The organism is Tundrisphaera lichenicola, from assembly GCF_051175385.1.
Classification (GTDB): Bacteria; Planctomycetota; Planctomycetia; order Isosphaerales; family Isosphaeraceae; genus Tundrisphaera; species Tundrisphaera lichenicola.
On record NZ_CP195106.1, the window covers coordinates 2,967,972 to 2,986,080 of the forward strand.

The window sequence follows — 18,109 nt, forward strand, 5'->3', positions numbered from 1 at the left end:
GGCGGAGATTCGGAAGGGGAAAATCGCGGGTGAAGCGGCCATTCCGAGGCGGGCTCACCTCATTCGCCGGAGCGAATCGGACAGCGTATTGAATTCATTCGTGATCCTCCGAGTGCTGATCACCAGGGTCCTCGACGCCTTCCCGGCGGCCGAGACCATCGACGAGACCGGCACGACCGAGCCGATCGTGATCACCACGACCAGTGAGGCGCAAACCCTTAAAAGGAGCCGGCCTTGCGGGGAAAGCTCGCGATGAGGCCGGACGATCCGATCGAACTCGCGGTAGCGGGCCACGAGGCTGGCCTTCATCTCGCTCCGGACGATCGAACGGAGCGAATCGAGGTTGAGCCAGGGAGCGACGAAGTCCTCGACCAGTTCGAGGAACTCGAGCGTCTGCGCGTCGGACGACTCGGCCCCCTCGCGGCAGGCAATCAGTAAATTCTCGTGGATCAGATGGTAGGAGGCTTCGCCGAAGGGGAGCCGGGGTTCCCTCCTCGCCGCGACGACCTCGAAGACCTTGGCCCAGCGGATCCAGCATTCCTGGAAGGCGGAGTTCGCCGGGATTTTCGGGCGAACCCGCAACCGGCCGTGACTCTTCTCCGGTACGACCTTCGCCCGGGCCATCGCCGACGGGAGCGATGCGGCAGTTCGCCGCTTCCGACGGATGATGACGGAATCTGGCGATTCCGTGGCGGATTCCCGGGCAACGGGAGCGGTCCGAACCGGGATCTCGGGCGCGGGAGCCTTCCCGGCCGCCCGGACCTTCCCGGGATCGACCTCGCCGAACAGCCAGTCTCCCAGGAGATCCGAGACCTCCTGGGGATTCTGGAACCGGGCCTCGGGCCGCCGGGCCATCATCCGGGCCACGATCCGATTCAGACTCTCGGGGATCTCCGGCCTGAGGACCGAAGGCGGCACCGGAGTCTTCGTCTGGTGGGCCAGCAGCCGCTCGGCCATGGTCCCCTTGGGATAGGGGGGCCCGCCTGTCAGCAGGAAGTACAGCGTGCAGCCCAGGCTGTAGAGGTCCGACCGGATGTCGACGTCATGACTGTCGATCGCCTGTTCGGGAGAAAGGTAGTCGACCGTACCCAGGACGCTCTCATCGTGGACCCGGGTCAGCGAGGCTTCCTCGTCCTCGTCGTCGGGAAGCGAGCGGACCAGGCCCAGATCGAGGATCTTGACCGTCCCATCGCGATCCAGCAGGAGGTTCCCCGGCTTGATGTCGCGGTGGACCAGCCCGGCCTCGTGAGCGTGCCCCAGGCCCAGGGCCGCCTGGCGGATCATCTCGACCGCCCGTCGATAAGGGACCGGGCCGGACCGATCGACCAGATCTTGAAGGTTCGTCCCTTCGACGAACTCCATCGCGAAGTAGTGGTGGTCGCCGTCCTGACCGACGTCGAAACCGCGAATGATGTTCGGATGGTTCAGCTGGGCGACGGCCCGAGCTTCCCGATAAAACCGCTCCAGATAGCTGGACTCGCCCACCAAATTCTTGGGCAAGACCTTCAGGGCGACCCTCCGGTGGAGCAGCAGATGTTCGGCCTCGTAGACCGAACTCATCCCGCCGCTGGCGACGTGCCTGAGCAGCTTGTGCTTGCCCAGGAAAAAGCCCTGCTGGACCCCTTCGAGTAGCTTGCCCGACTGCCATTCGGTCAGGAGCCCTTGCTTGACCAGAGCCCTGGCGAACGTCGGAGCATCGATAGGCGTTCCCGAGCCACCCAGCTCGCGAAGGGAAGAGTCGAGCCGGGCCCGACCAAGCAAGCCCGAGCTCTGAACAGTGGTGAGGAACTGCTGAAGGGTCAATGCCATAACGCCTTCGCCGAGTTTCCCTAATGGGCCCTGCCTCGCCGTCAGCGACTTCGCCCGGCCTCCCTTTTGTGACTATAGGTCAGTTGTCGGAAAATGGTGGGAAGGGTCTGACCGACCCGATCCACCCGCCCACTTTCGTGCGACTTCGATGATCCCCGATCTCAACGAGCTTCGAGTTCCAGCCTCGATCCCTCGCGTCTCCTCAAGGCGGCGGCGACGAATTCTCGGAAGAGGGGATGGGCCTTGGTCGGCTTCGACTTGAACTCGGGGTGGAACTGGACCGCGAGGAACCAGGGGTGTTCGGTCGTCGGCAGCTCGATGATCTCGACCAGGGACCCATCAGGGCTCAGGCCGGTCGGCACGAAGCCGTTTTCCTCGAAGAGTCGGCGATATTGATTGTTGAACTCGTAACGATGGCGGTGCCGCTCGTGGATCAGATCGGCCCCGTAGGCCGCGCGGGCCAGCGAGTCCGGGACCAGGGCACACGGGCAGGAGCCGAGCCTCATCGTGCCGCCTCGCTCGCGGATGGCGGCTTGCTCGGCCATGAGGGCAATCACGGGATTCTGGGTCGTCTGGCTAAATTCGGTACTATTGGCGTCTTCGAGGCCCAGGATGCTCCGGCCGAACTCGATCGTGGCACACTGCATCCCCAGGCAGATCCCGAAGAAGGGGATTCCCTTGGTCCGGGCGTAGCGGATGGCCTCGATCTTCCCTTCGATCCCGCGCATCCCGAACCCGCCGGGGACCAGCAGCCCGTCGACCCCCGCCAGGACGGCGGCCGCCCCCCCGGGCTGGTCCAGTTCCTCGGCCTCGATCCGCCGGACGACCACCCGGGCCCGGTTGGCGATCCCGGCGTGATCCAGCGACTCGTAGACCGACTTGTACGCATCCCGGTGCTTCATGTACTTGCCGACCACGCCGATGGTCACCTCGGTATCGGGCCGGATGATCCGGTCGACCAGCTCTCGCCAGTCCGTGATATCGAGAGGCCCGGCCTTCAGGCTCAACCGCTTGACGATCAACTCATCCAGCCCGTTGTTGACCAGGCTCAGGGGGACTTCATAGATGCTGAACTCGCGGTCTCGCTCCTCGATCACCGCCTTGCGTTCGATGTTGCAGAACAGGGCGATCTTCTCGCGGTCTTCGGGGCTGATCGGGTGCTCGGTCCGGCAGATCAGGATGTCGGGCTGGATGCCGATCTGACGGAGGGCCCCGACCGAGTGCTGGGTCGGCTTGGTCTTCAGCTCGGCCGCCGCCTTCAGGTAAGGGACCAGCGTCAGGTGGATGTAGAGGCAGTTCTCGCGGCCCACATCCAGCGCGAACTGGCGGATGGCCTCCAGGAACGGGAGCCCCTCGATATCGCCCACGGTCCCGCCGATCTCTGTGATGACCACGTCGACGTCGTCGCCCGCCAGCCGGAGGATCGCCGCCTTGATCTCGTCGGTGACGTGGGGGATCACCTGGACGGTCTTCCCCTCGTAGGTCTTCCCCTCGCGTTCCTTCTGGATGACCGAGAGGTAAATCTTGCCGGTGGTGTAGTTGCAGTCGCGGGTCAGGGGGGCGTCGGTGAACCGCTCATAGTGGCCGAGGTCGAGGTCGGTCTCGCCGCCGTCATCCAGGACGTAGACCTCGCCATGCTGGTAGGGGCTCATGGTCCCGGGGTCGACATTGATATAAGGATCGAACTTCTGGAGCCGGACCCGGAGCCCCCGATGTTCCAGGAGCATCCCGATCGAGGCGCAGGTGAGACCTTTTCCCAGTGAGCTGACCACGCCGCCGGTCACAAAGATGTGCTTGGCCATGAAATTCCCTTCGACCTCCCCGCCCGCCCGCAAACTCAAACGAGTTAGTATAACGCGCCCGGCAAGTCATGACCGGCCCTCTAGCTTCACGGATCTCGACCCGGGCCAACCTGGCCGGTGGGTTCGTTCCGCTGAGCACATGGCTTCGATCTGACCTCAAAATGGGTTCGATCCGCCAAAAACCACCCAGGATGGCTTCGATCTGACCAAAAATGGGTTTGTTTCGCCAAAAACCATCAGGATGGCTTCGATCTGACCTCAAAATGGGTTCGATCCGGCCCTGAGGAATGGCTTCGTTATGACGCAGGGCCGATCGCCCGGACTCGGATCGCCTCGACTTGGCCCGAGGACCTTCCCGAATAAGATCGCGAAATCGTTCGGAGTCCGAGCACACTCGTTTCGTGAACCTTCCCGGATTAGGCGGCAATCGGACTTCCGGAGATTGAACAGTATCCCAGCTTCCCCGGGCCACGAAGGCGAGAGTTCAGATGACCACGGGTGCCCTACCCCACCGACCGGCCTCCGGGCCGATTGCCGGGAGGCCGGATCCTGGTGTACGATTAGGAAGTTCTCTCGATCCGCCCGCATCGACCCCAGGCGAGCTGAGTCATGCCCCCGATCCGCCTGAATCGCCGGAGATTCCTGGGATGCTCGGCCGCCGCCGGCTGGGCCTTATCGCAGGGACGGGTCGATGGTTCGACCAGCAACTCCCCGGTCCGGGTCGGGATGATCGGCCTCGGGACCCGGGGGACGACGCTCCTCCGAACCATGCTGGAACTCGAAGGGGCGCAGGTTGTTGCCCTCTGTGACGCCGAGGAACGGCACCTGACCCGGGCCTCCGGGATCGTCGAGAAGGCCAAGGGAACCCGGCCCGACTCCAACGATCAGATCGGGCAGATTTTGGAGAGGCCCGACGTCGACGCCCTGGTGGTCGCCCTGCCCTGCGACCTCCACGCCTCGACGTATCGAGACGCCATCCTCGCCGGCAAGCACCTGTACGGCGAGAAGCCGCTGGCCCTCACCCTGGCCGAGTCCGACTTGGTCGAAGCCGAGGCCGCGAAGTCGCCCGAGTTGGTCGTCCACGTCGGCTATCAGCGACGGTCGAACCCCCGATACCGCGAGGGGGTAGCCCTGGCCCGCCGGGGGGACCTGGGGTCGTTAGTCTCGGGCTCGGCCGAGTGGATCAGCAGCAACGGCCCGATGAACGGCCACGACCACTGGCTGGCCAGCCGGGCCCGATCGGGCGACTGGATGATCGAGCAGGCCGTCCACATCTGGGACGTCTTCGGCTGGATCAAGGGGACGCCCCCGGCTCGAGCGTTCGGCCACGGTCGAAGAGACCTCTTCGCCCGGCTCCAGCCCGACCGCGACGTGACCGACGACTACGCCGTCCAGCTCGAATGGTCCGACGGCTTCCGGGTCGCCTTCACCCATAGCTGGGTCGCCCCCGCCGACGACGCCTTCACCGGGGTCGGCCAGAGGGTCGTCGGAGAGGCCGGAGGGCTCGACCTGACCACCGGCTCGGTCACTTACCGCGACAAGTCTCGCCCCCGCCAGACCCTCCACCCCGGCCCCCAGCCCGACACCCGATTGGCGTTACAAAACTTCCTCGAAGCCATCCGGTCCGATCGACCAACCACTCCGCCCATCACCCTCGCCGAAGCCCGCGAGGCCACGGCGGTTGGATTGCTGGTCCGCAGGGCGGTCGATGAGCGACGGGTGGTTAGCTGGGATGAGATCCAGTCCGGGACGTGAGTGCAGTCGAATGCTACTTCGCTGGACCAAGCCAAATGTTGGGATTTTCAATTTCTTCTTCTGGAGGTCGGAACGTGGCAACACATTCGTTCGCAGCACCGCAATCGACACAAACTCCCTACGCGGTCAACTAAAAGGCCACCTGCAGAAAGCCTTAGAAAGCCTTGCTAGTAGAGAAGCGTCGAATTGGAGATGAGAAAATGGAAGTATTTGAACTGAAGGATTGGCATGATTTACTAAACATAGCAGATCTGCTTGAGATAGGATCTGCGACTCGGCCTCCTTTCGTGTTTCGTGGACAACCATGTTCAAAATGGCAACTTAAGCCTTCTCTATTGAGACATTTAGAGCGACTTGTCATAGATAGTGCCCAGGCAATCCAACTCGAGAAAACCGCATTGGATGAATTTCGCGCAGAAGCTCATTATCACATTTCGCCAATAATATTTATGAGTGCTAAAAATCATTTTGATTGGTGGGCAATCATGCAACACTATGGCGCCCCAACACGTCTATTGGATTGGACAGCATCGATCTTCGTAGCGGCGTATTTTGCAGTCTCTGGCTATCCCGACGAAGACGGAGCAATATTTCTAGTGAATTCGCTAAAATCAAACATTGCCACGATCAAAAAACACCCAAACATATCAGGTATCGATGGAGTTGCCAATCAACTATTCGACGCAATGCTTGTTCAGCCAAATGCACCCAGCACAATCCATTTCATGGGACAACACCTAAGAAACGATCGAATGAGCGCACAGCAAGGACTTTTCAGTATTTCTCCAAACATTTTTGCCGACCATTCAAGTATCCTTAATTCACACATGAGTGACACAGCCGAACAAATTGAGGAAGAATTAAATCCAGAAATCTCGTTTGGCAAACTTGTCGTACCGGTTTCTCTGAAGGCTCAATATTTGCGAAAACTAAAAAACATGAATATTACAGCGAATTCCTTATTCCCTGGCATTGACGGTTTGGGACGATCCGTGGCTGAGCTATTTCTGCTCGGAAAATCAGGATTTGGAATCGTTTGATTTGGATGCAAGCATTCGGTTGCCATCCTGCCCTACGACTGCTTGAGGCATCGAGGAAGCAGCTCAGCGTTCGTCCAAAAACCCTCCCCTGCTCATGAAGCCTCCCGAGCCCCTGGCACTTCGGAGAACTCGAAGCGAGGCATGACACCCAACGACTCCATGTATCGGGACAAAGTGGCGAGGGTTGGATTGCCGTGGCCATTTTCGAAGCGGCTCAGCGCGGGCTGATCGATCCCGGAGCGTTCCGCGAGCGTGGCCAGACTGACCCCGGCTTGTTCCCGATAGGCTTTCAGGCTGGCGATGAATCGACGGATCTGGACGAGCGATTCGACGGAGACCGGCTCCCCGGCCGTCGCGATGTCACCGGTCTTGCGGAACTCCTCCGCGAGAGCCTGCCGATCGTGGATTTCCCGCTCTCGGACCTCGGGGGTCCGGTTCCGGGCCATCATGGCCTCCACCTTTGCCCGACGTTCGGGGGAGAGATGATCGAGCGTTTTTCGCGGTCGAGAAGGCATGGTTAATCCTCCTGGGGAAACGCGGTAATCGGCCGGACGACCACAAGGTCATCGTCGGCCTCGATCTCGAAAATGATGATGATCTCCTCTCCGTCGGAGGTCGTGGTCCGGATCATGGGACGATCGGTCTCACGCGTCCGAGCGACGGGTCCACGGTAAGTCAGGATCGCTTCCTCGATTTCGTCGGGGTCGAAACCGGCTGAGAGGATGTGGCGAGTATTGCCCTGCTCGAAATCCTCGTCGTCCCAGTCGAAGAAATCGACATGCATCCGTTCACGGCCTCGCGAACCCGTCCCCACACTGCCTTGTGATACAATACATAATTCGGTCGTCGATTCCAAGAGCTTGAGAGTCTTCGATCGGCTCGTTCCCCGAGAATCCCTCCCGGAAGTGTCTTGTACCCCCCTACCAGAGGCGGGTTGCTCGGCGCACCAGCATCCCTGAGAATCGGGGGACGACCGGACCTCGCCCTCCCTCGGAGATATACCGATGACCTCAATCACCCTGGCAATCGCCCTGGCGGCCCTAAGCTTCGATGGTGGGCCGATCCGGCTCCATCCCGAGAATGCTCGGTACTTCGTGTTTCGGGGGGCTCCGACGTTCCTGATCACCTCGGGCGAGCATTACGGAGCGGTCCTAAATCGCGACTTCGACAAGGTCCCCTATCTGGATGAGTTGAAGGATCGGGGGTTCAACCTCACTCGGGTCTTCTCGGGGACTTATCGGGAAATCCCGGGCTCTTTCAAGATCCAGGCGAATACGCTGGCCCCGAAGCGGGGACGGCTGGCTTCCCCCTGGCTCCAGGTCCAGGGGCCGGGGGAGCCCGAGAAGTTCGACCTCGACCGCTTCGATGAGTCGTATTTCCGGCGACTCAAGGAGTTCGTGACCGAGGCCGGCTCGCGCGGGATCGTGGTCGAATATGTACTGTTCTGCCCGCTCTATGGCGAAGACCTCTGGGCCGCCAACCCGATGAATGCGTCGAACAACGTCAACGGGGTCGGCGAATGCAAGAGCACCGAGGTCCTGACCCTCAAGCATCCCGATCTGCTCGATCGCCAACTGGCCTTCGTCCGCAAGGTGGTCTCGGAGTTGAACCTGTTCGACAATGTTTATTTCGAGATCTGCAACGAGCCTTATTTCGGCGGGGTGACCCTGGACTGGCAGGCGAAGGTGGCCGAGACGATCGTCGAAGCGGAGAAGCCGCTCACCCACAAGCACATGATCGCGCAGAACATCGCCAACGGGAAGGCGAGGGTCGAGGAACCCAACCCGGCGGTCTCGCTGTTCAACTTCCACTATGCGAGCCCCCCCGACCTGGTCGCGATGAATTCCGGCCTGAAGGCGGCGCTCGGCGATGACGAGACGGGATTCCAGGGGACCGGGGATCGATTCTACCGGCGAGAGGCCTGGGAGTTCCTCATGGCTGGCGGGAGCCTCTACAACAACCTCGACTACTCGTTCACGGTCGATCACCCCGACGGCTCGGCCGAGGTGAAGGACCCCACGCCCGGGGGCGGGGGGCGTGCGTTCCGGTCGCAGCTCTCGGTCCTGAAGCGGTTCTTCTCGGGGCTCGACTTCCTCCACATGAGCCCCATGCCGCCCTTGATCGCCGGGAGCAAGCTGCCCGAGGGGGCTCGGGCCTATGCCCTGGGGAGGCCGGGCGAGTATGCAGTCTACGTCGGCGGCGGGCCGAGGGCCACGCTCTCACTCAAGCTCTCGCCGGGCCACTATCGCTACGAGTGGATCGACTCGATGACCGGCGACTCGCTCAAGTCCGGGATCATCGAGGCGAATGGCCCGGTGATGCTCGAATCTCCCGAATATCGCGAGGAGGCCGCCTTGCGGATCTCTCAGGAATCGAAGCTCCCGTAATCTTCCGCTATTTGGCCCGGAGCGCGTCCACCTCGGTCATGTAGGCCGCGACCAGTTCTTTCCGGCCCAGGAGCCCGATCAGGCGGGTGGGATCTTCGGGGTCGACGACGGGGATCTCTTCGAGGTTCCGCTCGGTCAGGCGACGGAGCGCGGTGTGGAGGTCGTCCTTGGGGGTCACGGTCATGACGGGCCGGGTGGCCAGGTCGTCGGCCAGGACGAGCGGGCCGACGTCGGATCCCAGGAGGGCCAGCCGGACATCGCGCAGGGCGATGATCCCGTCGAGCTTCCCCTCGCCGTCGACGACGGGGAAGAGCGTCTCGGTGGAGTTGGCCACCTGGCGGATCAGCTCGTTGAAAGGGGTCGAGATCGGGACGGTTTCCAGCCCCTCGGTCCGGACGTGGACCTGGTCGACCCGGAGCCGCTCCAGGACGTCGATCACGAAGTCTCCCTGGTGCGCGGGGCTGTCGATCGGGCTGGGGACCTGTTCTTCGTAGAGCGTCCATCGGCGAGACAGGACGACGTTCAGGCTGCAGACCAGCATCAAGGGGACCAGCAGTCGGTAGTGCCCGGTCATCTCGCAGACCATCACGATCGAGGCGAGCGGGCACTTGGAGACCCCGGCGAAGAACCCGCCCATCCCCACCAGGGCGAACGCGGCGGGGTCGATCACCTCGCCTCCCGGCAGGATCGCGCGGAGCAACTGGCCGACCCCTCCGCCCAGCATCCCACCGATGAAGATCGAGGGGCCGAAGACACCACCGCTCCCGCCCGAGCTGATCGTCAGGCCGGTCGCCAGGATCTTCAGCAACGCCAGGCCGACCAGCAAGGCCACGCCCATCTGCGGCTCGAAGATCGGAGTTCCCGGCATCGCCAGGTCGCGGGGCATCCCGATCGCACCCCACTGGACCCAGCCGTAGCCCCCGGCCATCAACTCGGGGAACACCAGGGCCATCAGGCCGACCAGGAACCCGCCGACCGCCGGCTTGAGGTGTCGGGGGATCGGCATCGGCCGGAACATCTTGTCGCGGATCCCGTAGAAGACCCGAACATAGAGCCAGCCCACCGCCGCGCAGACCACGGCCAGCACGATGAAGATCGGGATCTCGCGGACCCCGTGGAAATTCAGGTCCGGCACCACGAAGATCGGTCGAGGGGTGATGAACAGCGCGAAGACGGAGTAAGCCACGATCGAGCTGGTCAGGCAGGGCAGAAGCGCGGCCGACTCGGTGGCGGTGGTCGAGTACAGGACCTCGCCCGCGAAGAGGGCCCCGCCCAGCGGAGCCCGGAAGATCGCCCCGATCCCCCCGGCCGCGCCCGAGAGCATGAGGAGCCGACGTTCGCTCGAGGTCAGCCTCAGGATCCGCGCCAGGACCGAACCGAACCCCGCGCCGATCTGGGCGATCGGCCCCTCCTGCCCCGCCGAGCCGCCCGAGCCGATCGTGACGACCGACGCCACCGCCTTGATCAGCGGGACCCGGGCCCGGATCATCCCCGCCCCCCGGTGGAAGGCCTTGATGAGCGAGTCGGTCCCGTGCCCCTCGGCCTCGGGGGCGAGGGAGAAGACCAGGACGCCCGAGATCAGGCCGCCGATCGTCGGGATCAGGAGCGTCAGCCACCAGTGGGTCGGGTAGGTGATCGGATGCGCCGAGCCCTCGCCGGTCGGCGGCAGTCGGAGCCCGAGGAGGTCGTTCAGGACGTGATGGGTCATCGCCTCCAGGGCGAGCAGGAAGGCCACCGCTCCCAGCCCCGAGACGACCCCGACCAGCGGGCTGACCACCACCACTCGCCCCGCCCCGGGGGTCGCCCATCGCGAGGCGAGTTGTCTCAAGAGGCGGCCCAAGACCTGTCCAACGTGGTCCCACGAGTTCGACCCGGCCATCCAGTCCCCTCTCGGCGTTCGCGTTCCTGGGCCCAGCACGCGGACACCGCACCGAGGCCGGCCGCGAAACGTCCCGCCTATCATACGCAACTCGAAGCCGCAGACCAACCGGCCGAGGGGTTCCGACATGGTAATCGCGGCCCGGCCTCGATACGATGGTCCCTTCTTGACGGCCGGAGGATCGGGACGAGGGAAGGTCGATGCGGGTGGGAATCGGGCACGACACGCACCGGCTGGTCGAAGGTCGGCCGCTGATCCTGGGTGGGGTCCGGATCGACCACTCCCGGGGCCTCTTCGGGCATTCCGACGCCGACGTGGTGATGCACGCCGTGGCCGACGCCCTCCTGGGGGCCGCCGCACTCGGCGACATCGGCGAGCATTACCCGGACACCGACCCGAAATGGGCCGGGGTCGAGGGGGAACGGCTCCTGGGGGACGTGGTCCGGATGGTCGCCTCGTCGGGTTGGAAGCCCGGGAACGTCGACGTCATCATCCACGCCCAGGCCCCCAAGCTCACGCCCCACAAGCCGGCCATGCGCGACAACCTCGCCCGGGTGCTCGGCCTGGACCCGTCGGCGGTCAACATCAAGGCCAAGACCGGCGAGCACGTCGGGCCGATCGGACGGGGCGAGTCGATCTCCTCCGAGGCCATCGTCCTGCTCGTCTCGGCATCCCAGGATTAGCGAGCCCGAGGCCGATCGGTTGGTGTAGGGTGGTGTCGAGCGCAGCGAGGCCCACCACGTCCCCAAGAGTCCCGAGTCCCGAGTCCTCCCCATGCCCCTCCGCCTCTACAACACGCTAACCCAGACGAAAGAGCCGTTCCGGACCGTCGAGCCCGGCAAGGTGGGCATGTACGTCTGCGGGCCGACGGTCTATTCGAACAGCCACGTCGGCCACATGGTCGGGCCGGTCATCTTCGACACGATCAAGCGATACCTCGTCTACCTCGGCTTCGACGTGACCTGGGTCGTCAACATCACCGACGTCGACGACAAGCTGATCATCCAGGCCCAGAAGGACGGGACCTCGGTCAAGGAGCTGGCCGAGCGCGTGACCGAGGACTACCTGGCCTGCCTCAAGGCGCTGGGTGTCGACGGGATCGACCACATGCCCAGGGCGACCGAGCACATCGCCGAGATCGTGGCGATGACCCAGGGCTTGATCGACAAGGGGTTCGCCTACCCCTCCGAAGGTGACGTCTACTTCGACGTGACCAAGGCCCCCGAGTACGGCAAGCTCAGCCACCGAGACCCCGAAGCCCTCCAGGCCGGGGCCCGGATCGAGCCGACGGCGATCAAGCGGCACCCCGGCGACTTCGCCCTCTGGAAGGGATCGAAGCCCGGCGAGCCCGCCTGGGAAAGCCCCTGGGGGCCGGGCCGACCCGGATGGCACATCGAGTGCTCGGCCATGAGCATGAAGCTCCTCGGCGAGCACTTCGACATCCACGGAGGGGGCCTCGACCTGGTCTTCCCCCACCACGAGAACGAGGTCGTCCAGTCCGAATGCTTCAGCGGCAAGACGTTCGCCACCTACTGGCTCCACAACGGCCTGCTGACCAAGGCCGGCAAGAAGATCTCCAAGTCCGACCCCGGCACCGTCATCCTGATGAGCGACCTGCTCCGGGATCACGACCCCGACACCCTCCGATGCCTCTTCCTGTCGAGCCACTACCGGAGGCCGATCGACTACGGACCGGGACGACTCGAAGAACTGGAGAAGAGCCTACAAGCCTTCTATAGCCTGTTCGATCGCTTCGAGCGCCTGACGAACACGAGCTACTACGCGCTCCAAGCTCCGACCCGTCGCGACCGGGAAGCCCCGGCCTCCGGCGAGGTCCCGGTCCTGGCCGAATTCTCGGAGCATCGCGATCGGTTCCTGGAGGCGATGGACGACGACTTCAACACCGGGGGGGCCCTCGGCGAGTTGTTCGAGCTGGTCCGGGCCTTGAATCGATTCGCCGACGCCCAAAAGCTCGAACCGGGCTCCGACCGGAATTCGCTCGAAGTCTTCCGGGCCGGCATCGTCATCCTCAAGGAGCTGTCGCAGATCCTCGGCCTCTTCCGGGTCCCCCGGGCCAGGGCCGAGCCCGCCCAGGACAAGCTGACCGGTCCCCTGCTCGACTTCCTCGTGTCTCTTCGTACACGAGTTCGTAAGGAGAAAAACTTCGGACTTGCCGATGAGATTCGTAAGAAGCTCGCCGAGCTGGGCGTGACCCTCGAAGATCGCCCGGACGGGACGAGCTGGAAGATCGACTGAACGTAGGGCCAGGCTTTCTCCGCCAAGATCCGCGAGGCGGCACGGCGAGCCCTGTCCTACGAGATCTTCCTCCCTCTCCCTTTGGGAGAGGGCCGGGGTGAGGGTCATCTTCAAGCGGGTGATTCACGCATATGACTCGTGACGGAAGCCATGGGTCGGGCGGGGGACCCTCACCCCGGCCCTCTCCCAAAGGGAGAGGGAGCCAGAAGTCCCACTCAAGTAGCAAGTTAAACCAGGTCCACGGAGGGCCCCTCGATGGCGACGACGGCTCGAGAACCGAGGGCCCCTGGCGAGCCCGACCCGGCACCCCTTCGCGTGGTCGGGATCGACCCCGGCCTGGGCGTGACCGGGTATGCGGTGGTCGAGCCCACCTCGCGCGGGCCTTATGTCGTGGAGGCGGGGGTGATCCGCCCCCGAGGGGCCTCGCAGAAGACCCTGGAAGGGCGGCTCCTGGTGATCCACCAGGGGATCCTCGAAGTCCTGGACGCCTTCCCCCCCTCGGCCCTGGCCCTGGAGCAGGTCCACAGCCACGTCAACCACCCCCGGACGGCGATCCTGATGGCCCACGCCCGGGGGGTGATCGTCCTGGCCGCCGCCGAGCGGGGCGTGCCGGTGGTCGGTTATGCCGCAACGCGGATCAAGAAGACCCTGACCGGCAGCGGCAAGGCCCCCAAGGAGCAGATGCAGCACGCGATCCGGGTCGAGCTGGGACTCGACCGGCTCCCCGAGCCGCATGACGTGGCCGACGCCTGCGCCGTGGCCCTCTGCCACTTCCAGATCTCCCGGAACCTCCGGGGGCTCAACGGCGGATGATCCCTCGGGGAAGCTCGCGGTCGTCCCATCACCCGGCGATTTCCGGTAGACTGGCCGTCGGGACTCGCGGGTGCGCTTGACCGGAGCGCAACCGAACCTCTACGATGGACAGGCGTCAAGGACGCGATCGAAGACGAATCATGAGCTTCCTCCCACCCTCGCGCAACACGAACCGACGGAACCTCCCGTGACGATCACGCTGAACGGCGAACGGCGCGACGTGCCCGAACCCCTGACCGTGGCCGGGCTTCTGACCCACCTGGGCGTGAAGCCCGAGCACGTGGCCGTCGAGCGGAACCGAGACCTCGTCCCCCGGGCCTGCCACGCCGAGTCGCCCATCACCCCCGGCGACGTCCTGGAAGTCGTCACCCTGGTCGGAGGGGGCTCGCCCGAAGCCGACGCCACCCCGCTCCTGACGATCGGTCCTCACCAGTTCCGGAGCCGACTCCTGGTCGGCACGGGCAAGTACACGACCCTGGAACTGATGAGGGACTGCCTCGACGCCAGCGGTTGCGAGGTCGTCACCGTCGCGGTCCGCCGCGAGCGGCTGTTCGACCGCGAAGGGCGGAGCCTGCTCGATTTCCTCGACCCCAAGCGCTATACGATCCTGCCCAACACCGCCGGTTGCTTCAACGCCGAGGACGCCTTGCGGACCGCCCGGCTCGGTCGAGAGTTGCTCTCGGGCCTGGGCAACCCGGGGTCCGACTGGGTGAAGCTGGAAGTCCTGGCCGACACCCGGACCCTCCTGCCCGACCCGGTGGCGACCCTGGAGGCCACCAAGATCCTGGTCGCCGAGGGGTTCCACGTCCTCTGCTACACCAGCGACGACCCGGTGATGGCCCGCCACCTCAAGGCCGCCGGCGCCGCCAGCGTGATGCCCGCCGGCAGCCCGATCGGCAGCGGCCAGGGGGTCCTGAACGCCAACAACCTCCGGATCATCATGGAAGACCTGAAGCAGGATGACCCCGACTACCCGGTCATCATCGACGCCGGGGTCGGCACCGCCAGCGACGTCGCCATCGCCATGGAACTCGGCTGCGACGGGGTCCTCCTCAACACCGGGATCGCCGGGGCCAAAGATCCGCTGAGGATGGCCCACGCCATGAGGCTAGCTGTCGAGGCCGGACGCCTCGCCGCCGGGGCCGGGCGAATCCCGAAGAAGCTGTATGCCACCGCTTCGAGCCCGACCGAAGGCAATATCCAGAGGAGTCCCTGATCATGGCCTCCCTCGCCGAGACCGCCACCGGTCGCATTGAAGACGACCGGCCCGAGGATTCCGGGTATGAGATGGTCCTGGAAATCTCCTCCGAGACCCGGAGTCTCCTGGCTCGTCTGGCCGCCGAGACCGGAGGGACCGAGTTCGACGTGATCGGCAAGGCCCTCGCCCTTTATCGGACCGCCCTGGATGCCCGCAGAGAGGGCCGGCGAATCGGCATTCTCGATCCGGATGACGAGCTTGGGCGCGAGATTGTCGGCTTTTGATGGTTTCGACGCGCATAGACCGTGTGCGACCGGGAGAGGTGAATGTCCGATTCCGAAAAGCCGTCGAGGAATAGGGCCGCAACGAAACCTCCGCTGGTCATCCATCCGGTCTCGATCGCCGGAGAATTTCGCGCCAAGGAAACTCGCGCGGAGATGGAATCGCGGCTCAAGATCATGGAGGCCGATGCCCTGCATCATCGGGAACAAGATGCCCTCAAGCTGGATCACGAGCAAAAACGCGATCGCCTGATCCTGCGGGTCGGTTTGACAGCCATCGGCTTGATCGGAATCTACTGCCTCGTCCTCAACGCCCTGCCCGGTTCCCACGTCGAAGGACGAGCGTGGGCGACTTCCACCCTAACCGGAATCGTCGGCGGCCTGGTCGGATACATTGTGGGCACGGCCAAGAAATCATGACCCAGGGAGGGGCAGGATGCCGCAATTTGACCCGGCCCCGACCCTCGGACCCGGTGGCGCGATCGCCCGGCGAATGGGCGGGAAGTATGAGGAACGCCCCGAGCAACTGATGATGGCCCGGGCGGTCGCTCGCGCGATTGAAGATGGCTCGCACCTGATGGTCGAGGCGGGCACGGGTGTCGGCAAGAGCTTCGCGTACCTGGTCCCGGCGATCCTGGCGGCGGCCCAGGAGGGGAAGAAGGTCGTCGTCTCGACCCACACGATCAGCCTCCAGGAACAGCTCCTCCATAAGGACATCCCGCTCCTGCAGGCGGTGATGCCCGAGGAGTTCACGGCGGTCCTGGTCAAGGGGCGGTCGAACTACGTGAGCCTCCGCCGGCTCGAAGCGGCCGGGGCTCGCGCGGGGGCGACGTTCGGGTCGGTCGATGATTTCGACCAGCTCGCCAAGCTCAAGCTCTGGGCGGGTCGGACCGAGGACGGGAGCCGGGCCGACCTCGATTTCCGACCTTCCCCGAGCGTCTGGGATGCCGTGGCCAGCGAGACGGGGAACTGCCTGGGCAAGAAGTGCCCGAGGTTCCGTTCCTGCTTCTACTTCGCGGCCCGCCAGCGGATGAAGTCGGCCAACCTCCTGATCGTCAACCACGCCCTTTTGATGACCGACCTGGCCCTCCGAGGGTCGGGGGCCAGCCTCCTCCCCGAATACGACGTGGCCATCTTCGACGAGGCCCACACGATGGAAGCCGTGGCCGGCGACCACCTGGGGCTCCGCGTGACCAGCGGGCAGGTCGACTTTACCCTGAACCGGCTCTACCACGACCGGACCCGCAAGGGATTACTGGCCTATCACCGGCTCGACGACGCCGTGATGCAGTCGCAGCGGGCCCGCCACGCCTCCGATGAGTTCTTCGAGGCCGTCGCCGACTGGCAGGCTCGCGAGGGGTCGTCCAATGGTCGGCTCCGGGCACCTTCGGGGCTGCCCGACGTGCTGGGCGAGGAGTTGCGCAAGCTCGCCTCGGCCATCGACAAGGGGGCCGAAACGATCGAGGAGGAAGAACAGCGAATCGAGCTGATGGCCTCGGCCGAGCGCTGCGAAGGGCTGGCCAACTCGTTGTCGAGCTGGCTCGAACAGGACGTGCCCGAGTCGGTCTACTGGATCGACCAGGAGTCGACCTCTCGCCGGCGGATCACCCTGGCCTGTGCCCCGCTCGATGTCGGGCCGACGCTCCGTCGCGACCTTTTTGATCGAGTTCCCACCTGCATCCTGACCTCGGCCACGCTCTCGGTCGGCTCGCCGCCGGGGTTCACGTTCGCCAAGTCGCGGGTCGGGCTGCTCAAGTGCGAGTCGCTCCAGCTCGGGAGCCCGTTCGACTACCCGAAGCAGGTCGCCATCCACATCCCCAGGAACCTGCCCGACCCCTCGGAAAGCCCTCGCGACTTCGAGCAGGCCGCGATCCGGGCCATCCCCTACTACCTGGAAAAAACCAACGGCAAGGCGTTCGTCCTGTTCACGTCATACAAGATGCTGGACAACGCCGCTCGGACGCTCGCGCCGTGGTTCGCCGAGCGGAACATCGCCCTGTTCGCCCAGAGCGACGGGATGCCGCGATCGAAGATGGTCGAGGCGTTCAAGGCCGACGTCGACAGCGTGATCTTCGGGGCCGATAGCTTCTGGCAGGGCGTGGACGTGCCCGGCGAGGCGCTCTCGAACGTGATCATCGTCCGGCTCCCGTTCAGCGTCCCCGACCGGCCGCTCCTGGAAGCTCGCCTGGAGGCGATCCGCAAGCGGGGCGGCAACCCGTTCGTCGACTACCAGGTTCCCGAGGCGGTCCTCAAGCTCAAGCAGGGATTCGGCCGACTGATCCGATCCCGCGACGATACCGGGATCGTCGCGATCCTCGACCCTCGGGTCCTGAGCAAGCCGTACGGCCGGACCTTCCTCGCATCCCTGCCCGAGTGCCCCAGGGTGGTCGAGGTCCTGGCGATTCCGGTGCCAAAACGCTGACGATGCGGGCGACCGCCCGCTTCAGCCTTCCGTCAATTCACCCCGCAGGCCACGCAAAGGTCGGCCACGGTAATCGGTTTAATCAGGAGCGCGTCGGGGCCGAGCTTGGCCACGTGGTCGAGGCGAGCCTGGCTACTCGTCCCGGTGCAGACGGCCACCCGAGTCGGCAACTGGTCTTTGCGGATCTTCCGGAGGACGACTTCGCCCCCCTGATCGGGCAACATCAGGTCCAGGATCACGCAGTCCGGGGGCGGGTCCAGGAGCTTGAGTCCTTCGGCGACCGTAGAGGCCACCCGGACTTCCCAGCCCTTGAGTTGAAAATAGCGCTGGAGAGCCCGGCGCGTCGTCGGGTCGTCTTCGACCACAAGAAGGCTTCGTGGAATCATAGCCGCCCGTCTCGTTCCTGAACGATACGTCCTGACAAAACGCCTTTATGCAACTATTGTGCCCGACGCGCAAGGCAATTC

Annotated in this window: 16 protein-coding genes; 10 read left to right on the forward strand and 6 right to left on the reverse strand. The window is 64.5% G+C overall.

Annotated elements, in window-relative coordinates; all coding sequences use genetic code 11:
- Positions 1-54 precede the first annotated feature (54 nt).
- Positions 55-1,809: a serine/threonine-protein kinase gene (locus P12x_RS11705; RefSeq protein WP_435011048.1), complete on the reverse strand. Its 1,755-nt coding sequence runs from the start codon at positions 1,807-1,809 to the stop codon at positions 55-57.
- A gap of 161 nt (positions 1,810-1,970) precedes the next feature.
- Positions 1,971-3,611 carry a CTP synthase gene (locus P12x_RS11710; protein ID WP_435011049.1) on the reverse strand — a complete coding sequence of 547 codons (1,641 nt, stop codon included), beginning with the start codon at positions 3,609-3,611 and terminating at the stop codon, positions 1,971-1,973.
- 609 nt (positions 3,612-4,220) lie between these two features.
- Between P12x_RS11710 and P12x_RS11715 the strand changes: the two genes are divergently transcribed.
- Positions 4,221-5,366 carry a Gfo/Idh/MocA family protein gene (locus P12x_RS11715; protein WP_435011050.1) on the forward strand — a complete coding sequence of 382 codons (1,146 nt, stop codon included), beginning with the start codon at positions 4,221-4,223 and terminating at the stop codon, positions 5,364-5,366.
- A 200-nt stretch (positions 5,367-5,566) separates the two neighbouring features.
- Positions 5,567-6,406: an FRG domain-containing protein gene (locus tag P12x_RS11720; protein WP_435011051.1), complete on the forward strand. Its 840-nt coding sequence runs from the start codon at positions 5,567-5,569 to the stop codon at positions 6,404-6,406.
- Positions 6,407-6,498: 92 nt separating this feature from the next.
- On the opposite strand, the gene P12x_RS11725 is transcribed toward P12x_RS11720, so the two are convergent.
- Both P12x_RS11725 and P12x_RS11730 read right to left on the reverse strand, forming a co-directional pair.
- On the reverse strand, positions 6,499-6,921 hold the full coding sequence (locus P12x_RS11725; protein ID WP_435011052.1) for a helix-turn-helix domain-containing protein: 423 nt from the start codon (positions 6,919-6,921) through the stop codon (positions 6,499-6,501).
- Between the two features lie 2 nt (positions 6,922-6,923).
- Positions 6,924-7,190, reverse strand: coding sequence for a hypothetical protein (locus P12x_RS11730; RefSeq protein WP_435011053.1), 267 nt, complete (start codon positions 7,188-7,190; stop codon positions 6,924-6,926).
- A gap of 220 nt (positions 7,191-7,410) precedes the next feature.
- Between P12x_RS11730 and P12x_RS11735 the strand changes: the two genes are divergently transcribed.
- Positions 7,411-8,793: a hypothetical protein gene (locus P12x_RS11735; RefSeq protein ID WP_435011054.1), complete on the forward strand. Its 1,383-nt coding sequence runs from the start codon at positions 7,411-7,413 to the stop codon at positions 8,791-8,793.
- Between the two features lie 7 nt (positions 8,794-8,800).
- On the opposite strand, the gene P12x_RS11740 is transcribed toward P12x_RS11735, so the two are convergent.
- Entirely contained in the window at positions 8,801-10,672 is a 1,872-nt protein-coding gene (locus P12x_RS11740; protein WP_435011055.1) for a chloride channel protein, read from the reverse strand.
- A gap of 200 nt (positions 10,673-10,872) precedes the next feature.
- On the opposite strand from P12x_RS11740, the gene ispF reads away from it, so the two are divergent.
- The 7 genes from ispF to P12x_RS11775 all read left to right on the forward strand — a co-directional run bounded on the left by ispF (position 10,873) and on the right by P12x_RS11775 (position 17,642).
- Entirely contained in the window at positions 10,873-11,355 is a 483-nt protein-coding gene (gene ispF, locus P12x_RS11745) for a 2-C-methyl-D-erythritol 2,4-cyclodiphosphate synthase (RefSeq protein ID WP_435011056.1), read from the forward strand.
- A 91-nt stretch (positions 11,356-11,446) separates the two neighbouring features.
- Entirely contained in the window at positions 11,447-12,928 is a 1,482-nt protein-coding gene (gene cysS / locus P12x_RS11750) for a cysteine--tRNA ligase (RefSeq protein ID WP_435011057.1), read from the forward strand.
- Positions 12,929-13,183: 255 nt separating this feature from the next.
- Positions 13,184-13,741, forward strand: a complete 558-nt coding sequence (gene ruvC, locus P12x_RS11755) for a crossover junction endodeoxyribonuclease RuvC (RefSeq protein WP_435011058.1) — start codon at positions 13,184-13,186, stop codon at positions 13,739-13,741.
- A 187-nt stretch (positions 13,742-13,928) separates the two neighbouring features.
- The gene (gene thiS, locus P12x_RS11760; RefSeq protein WP_435011059.1) at positions 13,929-14,957 is read left to right on the forward strand and encodes a sulfur carrier protein ThiS; all 1,029 of its coding nucleotides are present in this window, start codon (positions 13,929-13,931) and stop codon (positions 14,955-14,957) included.
- 2 nt (positions 14,958-14,959) lie between these two features.
- Positions 14,960-15,223, forward strand: coding sequence for a hypothetical protein (locus tag P12x_RS11765; protein WP_435011060.1), 264 nt, complete (start codon positions 14,960-14,962; stop codon positions 15,221-15,223).
- 42 nt (positions 15,224-15,265) lie between these two features.
- Positions 15,266-15,640, forward strand: coding sequence for a hypothetical protein (locus tag P12x_RS11770; protein WP_435011061.1), 375 nt, complete (start codon positions 15,266-15,268; stop codon positions 15,638-15,640).
- A gap of 16 nt (positions 15,641-15,656) precedes the next feature.
- Positions 15,657-17,642, forward strand: coding sequence for an ATP-dependent DNA helicase (locus P12x_RS11775; protein ID WP_435011062.1), 1,986 nt, complete (start codon positions 15,657-15,659; stop codon positions 17,640-17,642).
- Positions 17,643-17,674: 32 nt separating this feature from the next.
- On the opposite strand, the gene P12x_RS11780 is transcribed toward P12x_RS11775, so the two are convergent.
- Positions 17,675-18,028: a response regulator transcription factor gene (locus P12x_RS11780; RefSeq protein ID WP_435011063.1), complete on the reverse strand. Its 354-nt coding sequence runs from the start codon at positions 18,026-18,028 to the stop codon at positions 17,675-17,677.
- Positions 18,029-18,109: the final 81 nt, after the last annotated feature.